At 73.4% G+C, this 13,399-nt stretch carries 2 protein-coding genes; one reads left to right on the top strand and one right to left on the bottom strand.

Features of this window, described 5'->3' with window-relative positions; genetic code table 11:
* Entirely contained in the window at positions 1 to 10,818 is a 10,818-nt protein-coding gene (locus H5V45_RS00190; RefSeq protein WP_185251071.1) for a hypothetical protein, read from the bottom strand.
* Positions 10,819 to 11,100: 282 nt separating this feature from the next.
* On the opposite strand from H5V45_RS00190, the gene H5V45_RS00195 reads away from it, so the two are divergent.
* Positions 11,101 to 13,383, top strand: coding sequence for a glycoside hydrolase family 31 protein (locus H5V45_RS00195; protein WP_185251072.1), 2,283 nt, complete (start codon positions 11,101 to 11,103; stop codon positions 13,381 to 13,383).
* Positions 13,384 to 13,399: the final 16 nt, after the last annotated feature.

Consider the following 13,399-nt stretch of genomic DNA (forward strand, 5'->3'; position numbering starts at 1 on the left):
CTAGAACCCGCTGCAGGCCTCCGCGTCGAAGTGTCCCGGGCTCGAGGGGTACGGCCCACCCGTGGCGTGGTCCTTGTTGTCGCTGTTGTAGACCAGCGCCAGCTCGTCGTACCCCGAGGTCCCTGGCGTCGCCGTGTCCGCGGTGGTGCCGGTGCCCGCGGGCCGGCCGGCGCCGTTGCCGGTGGCCCACTGGCGGAAGAAGTCCTCCACCTGGGGCGAGGAGTTCCGGACGTCGGTGAAGCCGCCGTACGCCGCGTTGCAGTGGCTGTAGAGGTTGTAGACGCCCGACCAGTCCATCAGCCGGTCGCCCGGGTGGGGACCGTTCTCGGACAGGTCGGCCTGCAGCACGTCACGGTCCCAGCCGCCGTACGCCCAGTCCACGCCCTGGTGGTGCTGGTTGTCGGCGAAGCTGGCCGTCGACGAGGCGACGTCGTTGGCCCGGTCCGTCATCTCGAACCACGAGCACGGGTCCGTGGTCCCGTCCTTCTGGGTGGTGACCGGCGCAGGACCGGTCGTGCAGGTCCGGCCCGCGTAGTCCGGCGCGGTGCCGTAGACGCCGCGCGGCCGCCAGTCGATGACGTCGCCGTCCTTGCCGCCGAACAGCGCGTCGATGAACTCGCCGTTGGCGCCCGGCTCGGCCTGGCACGCGGTGTCGGCCATCGTGCAGACCTGACCGACGCCGCCCCAGAGCACGTCCGCGCCGCGGCCCCCGAAGACCGCGTCGCCACCGGCGTCGCCGTTGGCGAGGTCGTCACCGGCACCGCCGTGGATCGAGTCCCGGCCCGCGCCACCGCGGATCCGGTCCGCGCCGCCGTAGGTGATGCCGTCCAGCGGCATCGCCGTGGCCGTCGCGGACCCGACGAAGTCGGTGCCGTTGACGTCGTGGAGCAGGTCGGCCTCGCGGCTCACCGAGCCGCTGCGGCGCGACGTGTAGGTCAGCGCCGGCGGCATCTTGAGCGAGGTCGTCGTCGAGCGTGCTCCCGTCTCGTAGCGGTCCTGGACGCCGCCACGGTCGCCGAGGATCGCGTCCTCGCCGTCCTCGCCGAAGAGGCGGTCCGCCCCGAGCTCGCCGTAGAGGTCGTCGTCGTCCGCGCCGCCGTAGACCTCGTCGTCGCCGTCCTGGCCGTAGAGCACGTCCTGTCCGCCGTCGCCGTAGACCTTGTCGGCCCCGGAGGCGCCGGCCAGGTCGCAGGTCGCGGCCGCGCCGGTCCCGACGACCGGGCAGAAGCGGGTCGACTTGTCGGTCCCGCCCGCGACCCGGACCTTGGCCGCACCGACGGGCAGGGTGCCGTAGCGCGGGGTGTAGACCCGGTCCTTGCCGGCGTCGACGACCCGGGTGACCGAGCCGTTGTCGGCCAGCACGAAGTCGGCGCCGCCGTCGCCGCGGATGACGTCGGCCCCGTCGCGGTAGCCCGCGAGGTTCCAGCCACCCACGAGGTCGTCCTGGCCCTCCGCGAGGGTCGCGTCGTCCTTGACGGGCGTGGTCCAGGCCGACCCGGCCGGTGCGAGCACGATCTCCGCGGTGGTCAGGGCGACGTCGCCGTGGAGTGCGTCGGCGGCGCCGCCGCCCTCCGCGTAGTCGTCGTTGCTGCCGCCGCTGATCGCGTCGGTGCCGTCCTGGCCCACCAGCACGTCCGAGCCGGTCTGGCCCGAGATCGCGTCGGCGCCGAAGTGGCCGACGGTCCCGGCGGTCGTGCTGGTCGCCGTGCCCACCAGGTCGTAGAGGGCGATGCCCCGGCCCGGCACGAGGGCCGTCTGGGTGGCGTCCGCACGGTTGGTGCGCGGGTCGCGGCCGACCGTGACCCGGGTCAGCAGGCCGTTGTCGCCGAGGGCCAGGTCGGACCCGCTGCCGCCGTACACGTCGTCCGCGCCGTCGGGCTGGCCGACCGCGCCGGCCGTGCTCGACGCCGTCGTCGCCGACGAGCCGCCGGCGAGGTCGTCGTCCTCGGAGCCGCCCTGCACGAGGTCGGAGCCCTGACCGCCCTCGGCGTAGTCGGCCTCCGAGCCACCGTCGACGCTGTCGTCGCCCCCCTGGGCCAGCAGCACGTCGTTGCCGCCGCTGCCGGTGATGGTGTCGGCACCCGAGGTCGCGGCACCCGTGGGGTCGAGCGTGGACCCGTCGCCGAGGTCGTACGTCGTGATCGTGCGCTGCGCGACCACGCGGTTCACCGTGAGGGGGCTGAAGAGCAGGCTCGTGACGAGGTTGCTCGCGGCCGGGCGGACCACGGCCCCGTTGTCGCCGAGCACCACGTCCTCGCCGGCGTCGCCGTAGAGCCGGTCGTCGGCGTCCGGCTGTCCGGACAGGGACGGCGCGGTGCCGCCGATCGCGGTGGACGAGCCACCGACGACGTCGTCGTCACCGGCGTCGCCGTGCACCGAGTCGGCGCCCGGCCCGCCCTCGCCGTAGTCCGCGCCGTCCCCGAGGGAGACGTCGTCCGGACCACGCTGGGCGAAGACGACGTCGGTGTCGTCACCACCCTGGATCAGGTCGCCGCCCGAGATGCCCGTGGGCGTGCCGCTCGACTCGTCGGCCAGGTCGACCGTCCGGGGCGTCACGAGCCCGCGACCGGTCGTCGCGGGGTGCGCCGTGCCGCCCCGCGTGATCCGGGCGTTGTCGCCGGCGACGACGTCCTGACCGCTGCCGCCGTAGACGTAGTCGGTGCCGTCCGGGCGACCCGGCTCGGAGCCGGAGAACAGCCCGCTCGCCAGCTCCGACGAGCCGCCGACGAGGTCGTCGTCGCCGCTCTCGCCGTACAGCCGGTCGGTGCCGGGGTTGCCCTCGGTGTAGTCGTCGCCCGTGCCGCCGTAGACGGTGTCGTTGCCGAGCCCGCCGAAGGTGCGGTCGGCGTCGTCGCCGCCGACCAGGTAGTCGCCCGCCCCGAGGGTGGCGTCGGACGAGGCCAGGTCGGTGGGGTACGGCGCGCCGGTGGCCAGGTCGGTCTGCGCGTCGTCGCCGACGAGCACGTCGGACCCGGACGAGCCGAGCAGGACGTCCGCCCCGTCGGCCCGGCCGGCCTCGGAGGTCCCGCCGAGGACGACGTCGGCCTCGCTGCCGCCGTCGAGCCAGTCGGCGCCGTTGTTGCCCTGGAGCCGGTCCGTGCCCGCGCCGCCGTAGAGGGCGTCGGCCCCGTCGTTGCCGTAGACCTGGTCGGCCCCGGCCTCACCGTAGCCCTGGTCGGCACCGCTGCCGCCCTGGACCAGGTCGTCGGCGTCGCCGCCGTAGAGGTGGTCGTCGCCGGCGTTGCCACAGACGCGGTCCGCGGCACCGGAGGCGTAGACCCAGTCGGCCCCGCCACCGGCGTTGACGACGTCGACGCCGTTCCCGCCGAGCACCAGGTCGGCGGCGTCGAGGGCGTTGGCCGTCTCGGCCGGCTGCTTGCTCACCGGGGAGGTCTGCACGGCGCACGCGTCGACGGTGGTGTCTCCGAAGATCGTCGACGCACCGTCCGCACCGTAGATGCGGTCGCTGCCGGTGCCGCCGACGAGCTTCTTCGGGCTGCTGCCCGCGCCCGGGAGCACGCCGACGTCGCGGGCCGAGCCCAGGGCGTCCGTCGCCGAGCCGGGCTCGCCGACCGTGGCGGGTGCGGCCACGACGTAGTCGTCGCCCGGACCGCCGTAGATCTCGTCCGAGCCGAGCCCGCCGGTGAGCACGTCGGCGCCGCCGGCGCCGTACACGACCGTCTTCTGGCTCGCGCTGGACGACGTGGTCACGAAGTCGGCGCCGTTGGCGCCGTAGACCGTGTCGGACCCGGTGCCGGTGTCGACGGTGTTCACGTCGTTCGCGCCGTCGCCGGCGCCCGTGGCGCTCTCGCCCACGACGTCGTGGCTGCCGGTGTAGACCTCGTCGTCCGCCGACCCGCTCTTGAGCACGTCGCTGCCGGCGCCGCCGACCAGGACGGAGGGACGGGCGCGGTAGAGCGCCTCCTCGGCGGCGGAGCCGCCCGTGGTGCCCGCCTTGATGCCGGCGGAGTCCGCGAGGGTGCTGTCGTTGGCCGTGCCGATCGTGTCGGCGCCGCCGTTGCCGGACAGCCGGGACTGGCCGAGCCCGGCCGCGATCTGGTCGGCGCCGTCGCCCGTGCCGACGGTGGACGACCACAGGCCGGCCGGGTCGGAGAGCTTGCCGGCCGCCGGGTCGACCATGCCGGCCAGGACGACCGTGCTGGTGTTGGGCGCGGAGCGGGTCACCGTCGGCGAGATGTTCGCCGAGGTCCCCAGGCTGCCGTCCCCGGACACGGTGTCCTTGCCGTTGCCGACGGTGATGACGTCCGCCCCGGGGCCACCGGCGACGTGCGCCTCCACCGAGTCGGCGGCGGTGCCGAGCTCGGTGCGGTCCAGCGTGGTGACGCTGTCGGCGCCCGCGCCGGCGTCGACCCAGGACTCGCCCTCGCCCGTGCGGATGACGTCGTCGCCGGAGCCGGTGAAGACCACGGCCTTCTTGCTGAACGGGACCGGCTTGGAGCCGTCGACCGGGCCGGAGCCGCCGGTGAAGGTCACGGTCAGGGCGCCGCCCCAGCCACGGCCGTCGAGCACGACGGTGTCGATCGGGTTGGCCGCGGTGTCCGGGAACGACTCGGTCAGGCCGAGGCCGCGGATCTCGACGGCGGCCGGCTGGTCGACGCCGTCGGCGTCCTTGTACGCCGGCACCTGGCGCACCACCCAGGTCTCGCTCTTGGTGGCGTCGGCGGCCCAGGCCTTGTCGCCGCGTGGTCCGGCGCCCCCGAAGTTGCCGGCGAAGACGTAGAGCACCTTGCCGCTGGTGCCGCCGAGCCTGGGCGGCGGTGGGGTGCAGTTCGGCTTCAGGTTGAAGTCGAGCAGCTTGATGTTGACCAGCGTGAAGTCGAAGCTCACCGAGAAGGGGCTGAAGCCGATCTCGACGAAGATCTTGATGTAGAGGGAGAGCTCTCCTCCTACGTTGAACAGGCAGATCGGGTTGGTCGCGACGGCCCCGGCGAACTCGAACAGCCGGAACTTGCCGTCGTTGTTGGGGTCGTTCCAGTAGAACCCGACGGTCAGCTTGATGCCGCCGACGACGCCGACCTCGAGGATCCCGAGCGAGACCGACGCACCCGCCTCCAGGTACCCCGTGAACTGCACGACCGGGATGGGGGAGCCGTCGTCGTCGACGGTCTTGAAGTAGAGGCTGTCCAGCACCTGCGCGCCGTCGCCGGTCTCCATCGCCCGGCGGATGCCGTAGGTGTCGAACCCGGCCGCGATCCGGAGCGTCACCGAGGCGCCGCCGCCGATGACCATCATGACCGGCGGGGGAGCGTAGATCGGGCCGAAGGACTTCTGGAACTGGAAGCCCAGGCTGAGCGGGCCGCTGTCGAACTCGACCAGCGGGATGTCGCCGCCGGAGATCAGGCCGAACAGCAGGGTCGGGTCCTTGAGCACCGGGATCGAGATGCCGGGCAGGGCCTTGCCGACCTTGTCCTTCATCGACCTGCCCAGCTCACCGGAGGAGTCCTTGGCGACGAGAGCGGCGCCGGCGCCCGTCTTGGGCTGGGGGTTCTCGATCAGCGTCTTGGCGTTGCCGGGGCTGGCGTTGGTGGTGGCGACCCGGGCCGCGGTGAGGTTGAAGCTGCCGATGTTGACGCCGCAGTCGGTGCTGGTGCAGCTGACCTTCTTGGAGAGCTTGCGCACGGTGTCGATCGCGTTGAGGAACGGCTTGATCTTGGCGCCGCCCGGCAGGGTGTTGAACTTGTCGGCGAGCGTCGCGATCGTGACCGCCTCACCACCGGCCGCCTTGGAGAGGTCGGAGATGACCGGCATCGGGGTGAAGATCGTGTCGATGATCGGCTGCAGCGGCTTGGTGGCGTCGACGACCTGGTCCAGGTAGGGCTTGAGGGCCTTGCCGAAGAACTCGCCCGCGTTGAGGGTGACGTTGTCGAACTTCACGACCAGACCGCTCGTGTTGGTCGCCGGGGTGCCGGCGGGCTGGCCGCTGGCCGCGCCCCAGCCCCACGTCAGGCGGAAGTCGGTGGCGACGCCCGGGAGCGCCGCGTCCGCGGTCGCCTTGAGGTGCCAGTCGATGTCGACCTTCGCGTCGACGCTGACCTTGATCGATTTCGCGATCGAGGTGCGGGCGATCTCCGCGAGGGTGAGGGCGCCGTCGGGGTCGGTGATGTCGATGCCGAAGTGGCCGACGAACTCGGGCTTGTCGGCGTTCTTCGTGACGTCCACGTTGATGATCGCCAGCTGCGCCTTGAGGTCGGGACCGGCCGTGGCCTTGTCCAGCTTGAGGGCCGCGCCGACCTCGAACTCGTCCTGGTCCTCGGTGTCGATGTAGAAGCCGCGGCTGCGACTCATCCCGACCTTCACGTCGAGCGCCCAGCCGACCTTGCCGCTGACCGAGCCGGAGTCGCCCGTCTGCAGCGACAGGCCGGGGAGGCCGAGGTCGACCGGCAGCTTGCCGCCGACGCACGTGTTGTCGTCGTCCGTGCCGGCTCCGCCGAGGTCGTCCTCGCAGCCCTTGTCGGCGGAGACGACGCCCTGGCCCATCTCGAGGCCCAGGGTCACGCCCTCCACGTCGGTCACGCTCTGGTCGTCGGTGCAGACGGTCCCGGCCGGGATCTGCGGGGCCGTGGTCTTCGGGACGTACGGCGAGGGCGGGGTGGGCACGACCGCCACGCCCTTGTCGCGGAACGAGGCGGAGAACGACTTGACGAGGCCGACGACCTGGAGGGGACCCCAAGCGGCGGTGGAGCTGGCGCGCTGCTCGCGGAGCACCTTGTAGCCGGTGGCGCCGCGCACGCTCTTCCACGTGACGGTGTTGAACTTCGTGGCCGTGAGGGTGGCGGCGTTCTTGACGCCCGGCAGCGTGGCCGCGGGGGTGACCGCCGAGGGGACGGAGTCCTGGACCGTGCCGGTGCCGTTGTACGTCGCCACGACCCGGTAGCGGTACTCCGCCGTGTCGGCCGCGACCGCGCCGGTCGCCTTCACGACGGGGGCGGCGGACGGCGGGTTGAGCGGGGTCGTCGGGCCGGTGCCGGTGCTCTTGCAGGTGAAGTCGAGCTGGATGCCGTTGCTGCCGTCGACGACGATGCCGAGCGCCGAGGCGAGCTTGGTCGTCAGCATCGTCCGCGCGACGCCCACCGTGCTCGGGTCGCCGTTGGCCTCGATGAACGTGTCGATCTTCGTGCGGGTCTTGCCCATGAAGTCGGCGCCGGCCTGGAGGTCCTTGCCGATGACCGGCATCTCGCCGTTGTTCGAGGCGGTGCGCAGCGAGGACTCGGCGTAGAAGAGGTACTGCTGCAGCCCCTCCGACAGCGTGTCGAACTTGAAGGGCGTGCCGGCCAGGACGTTGGCGAGGCTGGTCGGCGGGCTGACCTTCGTGCTGGCGCCGGTGAACACGTCGGCGAGGTCGTCGCCCGAGCCGAGCGTGCTGGTCACGGTGAAGTTGCCGCCGGAGGCCTTGGCGTTGCTGATGTAGACCGGGAAGTCGGCGCAGAGGACGTCCTTGGTCCCCGTCGGGGTCGGGCCGTCGGTCGTGCAGGCGCCCCCGTTCGTGACCCCCACGTCGAAGCCGCTGGAGAAGAAGTCGGCCAGCGAGGGGTTCGTCCCGCTCGCGGCGCTGCTGGCCTCCACGCCGAAGCCGGCCCGGAGGCTGCCGAGGTCGTCGTCGGCGATGCCGTGGTCGGGATCGGCGAGCGCGCCGAGCTTGACGCTGACCGGGCCGATGTTGGCGCCGAGGTGCGCGTCCTCCGCCGCGACCGCGACGCCGAAGTCCAGCGACGTCTCGGACGTGTCGATCCGCGTGTTCGCGAGCGGGGCCAGCATCGCGGCCTTGCTGAGCGGCAGCAGCAGGCGGAGCTTGACGGTGCCGCTGGCCTCGACGCTGAGCTCGCCGCCGGCGTCGACACCGACGAGCTGCTGGCCGCCCCCGCTGCCGAAGGTCAGGCTGACCGGGCGCGACACGGCGTACTCCCGCTGCCAGGTGAGGTCGAGCCGCAGCTGCGCCGCGCCGGCGCTGTCGGCGACCAGCCCGAAGTCGATGGTGGAGTCGTTGCCCAGCGAGGTCTGGGCGGTGCTCAGGGCCTCCTGCAGGGTCGCCGGGGTGGCGGCGGTCAGCACGTGCACGGCGCCGAGCAGCTCGTTCTCGACGAGGTACGGCGTGTCGTCGGCCGGCTCCAGCGTGAGCTGCGGCGCCACGACGAGCGTCGTGCCGCTCGCGTCGACGATCGTCGCCGAGGTCGAGCCGATCACGACCTGGCGCCCGATGAACGCCGCGTCGAAGTGGGTGCCGGGGTCGGTCAGCCAGGTGGTGGCCGGCAGCGCAGGGGTGTCACCCGCGGCGGGGATGCCCGCGTGCTGGGCGTAGGTGACGCCGCCGGCGCCGCTGGCGCCGGCTCCGACCAGCTGGCTGATCGACGAGCCGACGAACGGGATCGGGGTCTCGAGGCCGCCTCCGGTCATGGTCGTGAGGTCGCTGCCGGCGCCCTCGAAGGCCGCCTGGACGCCGCCGAAGAGGGACGTCGGGTTGTCGGGCTCGAAGTTGAGCGCCTTGAGCAGCGCCGCGCGCCCGGGCTCGGTCGCGGTGACGTTGACCTCGCCGGCCCCGATGCCGTCGGCCAGCTTGTCGACGTCGCCGGTCACGGTCAGGCTCGTGGAGTCCACGCCGTCGGCGAACGCGTCGGGGGCGTCGTCCACCTGGACGGCGAGGCGGGCGGTCACCGTGCCTCCGAGGGTCTGCGAGAAGACCTCGGGTGCGCCGGCGTCCTTGGCGGCCTGGGCGCGGACCTTCTCGACGAACGCCGGCAGCGGGATGTCGCCGGTGCCGGTCAGCGCGAGGACCTGCAGGTGCTTGCCCGACGGGACGGCGACCTTGACGTCGCCGGAGATCGAGAGCCCGAGGAAGCCGCTGGAGGTGCTGATCTGGACGGGTGAGGTGATGGCGACGTCGGCGACCAGCACGTTGCGGGCCGACTGCCGCAGCAGGACCCGGTCGCTCGCGAGGGGGAGCGAGGTGATGACGCGCCCGAGGCCGCTGGCGTCGACCTGCTGGAACGGGCACGGCGCCGTCCCGCTGCTCGGGTCGCAGTCGGGCACCGTCGCGCCGCTGCTGTTCGTGTAGGTCAGCGGGGCGCTCAGGTCCAGGGCGAGCGGCAGGGTGACGTCGACCGTCGGCGTCGCCGTCGCGGTGGAGACGTCCGCGTTGGCCGCGCCGATGCCGGTGGTGGCGGCCAGGGTGTCCGCGAGCTCCGGCGCGCCCGTCTTCGGGTCGGCGGCCTCGATCGAGAAGACCGTCCCGTCGGTGGGCTCGCCGGCCGACCACCCGTCCGCGGTGATCGTCAGGGCGGAGGGGCCCGTGACCGACGCGACGGTGGCGTACGACGTCCCGGCCGTCACCTTGCGACCGACCAGCTGTGCCCCCGAGGTCCCGTCGGGGCCGTCGAAGTCGACGCCGGTGGCGGTCAGGCCCGTCGGGCTGTAGGTGCCGGTGCCGGTCGTGGGGGCGCCGAGGATGTTGAGCTCCACGTCGCTCGCGCCCCGACGTGCGGCGTGCACGGTGAAGTTGACGGTCTTCGTGGCCGGGACGAACGTCGGCGCCTCGCCGCCTCCGGCGACGTCGATGCTCCAGCCGGAGTCGGCGTACTGCGCACCGTTCAGGGCGACGAGCATGTCCTGGAGCGAGGCGAACTTCGGCTGGCCCGGGGTCTGGTCGGAGGGGTCGGCGTCGGGCACCTGGTCGGCGAGGAACTCCTTGATCCCGCCGACCGCGTCCACGGCGTTGCCGATGGAGCCGCGCATCAGCGGCAGGTTGCCGTCGCGGGCGTCCTGCATGCCGATGATCGCCGAGGCCGCCTGGGACAGGCCGGCGGCCAGGTCCCGCGGCGTCATCGTCAGGAACGGCTTGGCGGCGTCAGGGACGACCGCGGTCACCGACGGCGCGTCGAAGGTCGCGGGCGCGGCGGTCGAGAGGGTGACGGTCGCCCCGACGCTCGGCAGCCCGGCCACCGAGCCGTTCGGCCGCGGCTTGGCGACCAGCTGCCCGCTGAGCGAGCCGGTGCGGACGGCGGTCACGATGCCGGTGCCCGCGCCGGCCGCCGCGAGCTCGCCGTCGTTCGCCGCGGGCGTGCCCGGGTTGTCGAAGGCCAGCGCGCCGGCCGCGTCGTTGTCCGGGTTGGCCCACGTGGTCGTGACGGAGCTGGTGAGGCCGTAGTCCGCGGTGCCGTCGACCCCGGTGACGGTCACGCCGAGGATGCCGAGGCCCGCGTCGAGCTCCTCCCCGGCGGGCAGGTCGGCCGTGGTCGTGATGCCCAGGGCGGGCTTCGTGAGGCTCGCCGACCCGGTCGTGGCGTCGTAGACGAACGTGAAGTAGCCGGTGAGGGTGCCCGTGACGTCGATGCCGCTGCCCGACGAGAGGCTCAGCGTGCCCGCCTGGTCGCGGACGTCGAGGCCGGCCTCCTTCTTCTCGAGGCGCGTGAAGCCCACGGTCACCGAACGGGAGTCGGGCTGGATCGCCGAGAAGTCCCAGCCCTTGCCGTCGGCGCCGGCGACGTAGGTCGTCAGGGCGGCCAGCGTCGGCTGGGTGCCGAGGTCCTGCAGCTGCCCGCCCGGGGCGAGGGCCTGGGAGAACGCGGTCCTGAGGTCGACCGACTCCGCGGGCGTCACCGCGAGGGTCGGGAGCTGGCGCGCGAGCGCGGTGCCCGAGGCCACCTGGGGGAGGAAGTCGGTGGCGAGCCGGCCGAACAGCGAGGCGACCGCGGTCGAGGCCGCGTCCGGGGCCGCGGCGCTCGGCAGCGCCTGCGCGGCGGGTGCCTGGGCCAGACCGAGCGTCGCGAGCATCGCGAGCGAGACGGTGGTCGAGAGTGCGGACATCAGCCGTGACGACACGAGGGTTCCCCGGAACTGCTGGCCCGGGCCGACCGACGCTGGCCCGGGGGACGGCGGAGCGCCACGGTCGGCGTCCGTTTCCTGCAGATCCCGTCTGAGGGGATCGTGATCGGCGGCCCCAGTGCCCGAGGCTCATCATGGAACTCCGCCGCGAGAATTCAGTCATACGTTCGGTTGTCCAGACAATGGCCCACTCGGGCCACCCGGGGTGGTCATTTCCGGCCCGCCGGGTCGGGGCGGGGTTACGCTCCCGCGCGGAGGTACGCCGTGAACCGATCCCGTCGCTCGACCACCCTGACCGCCCTGACCGCGGCAGGGGTGCTGGCGCTCGGGCTGCTGGCCGTCGCACCGCCCGCCCCGGCGACTCCGGCCTCCTCTGAAGCGTCGGTGCGCGCCGACGAGCCGGTGGTCGTCACGGGCCGGGGCGTCCGCGCGGTGATCGAGCGGCACCCGTTCCGCCTCACCGTCCAGGACGGCGCCGGGCGCACGGTGCTGAGCGAGGTGCCGCACGCCGACGTCGACGTCCAGACCGAGCCGCCGACCACCGACCCGCTGCCGCCCGGGGTCGACAACCAGGAGACGACGACGCTCTACTCGCCGCTGTCGTTCCTCGTCGGCACCGAGCAGCTGCGGCAGCAGCCCGCCGACGAGTGGATCGCCAACCTCGCGGGCGGCAGCCGCTCGGGCGTGCAGTACGCCGCTCGCGACGTGCTCAGCGCGGAGCCCGAGGGCGCCGGCGTACGCCTCGTGCTGTCGACCAGCGACCCGACCGGCCGGACCCTGCTCGTCCAGGTGCGGCCGCAGCGCTCCGGTGCCCTGCGCGTGACCGCGCGGCCCGACCCGGCCGACGGGGTCGCGATGCTGGGCGACTCGTTCACGGCGCGCGCCCGCGAGGGCTTCTTCGGCTTCGGGGGCCGTCACGACCTGCTCGACCAGCGGGGCCGGGTGCTCTCGAGCTTCGTCAACCAGGAGAACCTGGCGGCCCAGGCCGAGAACACCGGTGCCGGCCTGCCCGGCGACTACGGCATGTTCCCGAACGGGCCGAGCGCCGCCTACTACCCGCAGGCGGAGTTCTTCACGCGGCGCTACGGCTTCCTGCTGGCGCAGCCCGAGCTCGCCCGCTTCAAGCTGGCCGCCGACCGCGAGGACGCCTGGAACGTCACCGCGTCGACCGCGGCGCTGGACTACCTGGTCGCGCCCGGGGGGCCGCGGCGCTCGGTGCGCACCGTGACCGCGCTCAGCGGGCGCCAGCCGGTGCCGCCGCGGTGGGCGCTCGGCACGATGCTCGACCGGCTCGTCAAGAACCAGGGCGAGACGTACGCCGACTACCAGGCCATGCTGCGCCGGGACGTCCGCGACATCGACCGGTACCGCCTGCCGCTCACCGGCTACCGGATCGAGGGCTGGGGCTTCCCCGGCGCCGACAACCACGGCCTGGCGCTGCACACCTGGGTGCACGCGAAGCCGCAGCACCGGATGATCCAGCGGCTCGCCCGTCGTGGCATCCACGCGCTGGCCTACCTGCGCCCCTGGCTGGAGCCGGACTCCGCCCCCGTCGCGCGGGGGTACGCCGTCACGGACGCCGACGGCGCGCCGTACTACGTCGTGGGCTCGGGGGAGCGCCGCTTCGCGCTCGTCGACTTCACGAACCCGGCCGCGGTCGCGTGGTGGCAGCGGCAGGTCCGGCAGGTGCTGGACCTCGGCTTCGACGGGTTCATGCAGGACTACGGCGAGCAGGTGCTCTTCGACATGCACTTCCACGACGGGTCCACCGGCTACGAGCAGCACAACAGCTACCTCACGGCGTACGCCCGGGCCACGCGCGAGGAGGTGACCCGCTACGAGCGGGCGCACCCGCGGCGGCACCCGTGGTTCTTCACGCGTGCCGGCTACACGGGCCTGCCCGGCACCACGGCGTACGACGGGGGCAACTTCCCCGGCGACGAGACCACCGACTGGGGGCACGCCTCGGGCCTGAAGTCGCTCGCGACGGACATGCTGAACCGCTCCGTGGGCGGTGCCTACGGCTACGGGACGGACATCGGCGGCTACCTCGACTACACGACACCGGCCACCAGCAAGGAGCTGTTCCTCCGCTGGGCCGCCTGGGCGGCGCTGAGCCCCGTCTTCCGCCTGCACGGGACCGGGCTGGCCGGCACGCACACGCCCTGGTCCTACGACCGCCAGACCGTGCGGATCTACCGCCACCTCTCGCAGCTGCACCTGCGCGCGCGGCCGCTGCTGCTGCGCCTGTGGCGGCGCGCGGCCCGCACGGGCGCGCCGGTAGTGCGCCCGCTGTGGTGGCAGCGCCCCGGCGACCACCGCGGGTGGCACGAGGACCAGGAGTGGCTGGTCGGGCCGCACCTGCTGGTGGCCCCCGTCGTCGACGAGGGGGCGACCTCGCGACGGGTCTACCTGCCCCGCGGCTGCTGGCAGGAGCACGGCCGCGGCGAGCGGCTGCGCGGGCACCGGACGGTGCGGGTGCACGCCGGGCTGGGGACGCTGCCGTGGTTCAGCACCTGCGGGACCTCGCCGCTCGGTCGCGCCTGACGAGCGCGCGACCTCG

It is taken from the genome of Nocardioides luti, from assembly GCF_014212315.1.
Taxonomy (GTDB): Bacteria; Actinomycetota; Actinomycetes; order Propionibacteriales; family Nocardioidaceae; genus Nocardioides; species Nocardioides luti.

Bases quoted from the DNA above. Each gene is read 5' to 3' on its own strand.
- H5V45_RS00190 (WP_185251071.1), bottom strand. From the start codon at position 10,818: ATGTCCGCACTCTCGACCACCGTCTCGCTCGCGATGCTCGCGACGCTC.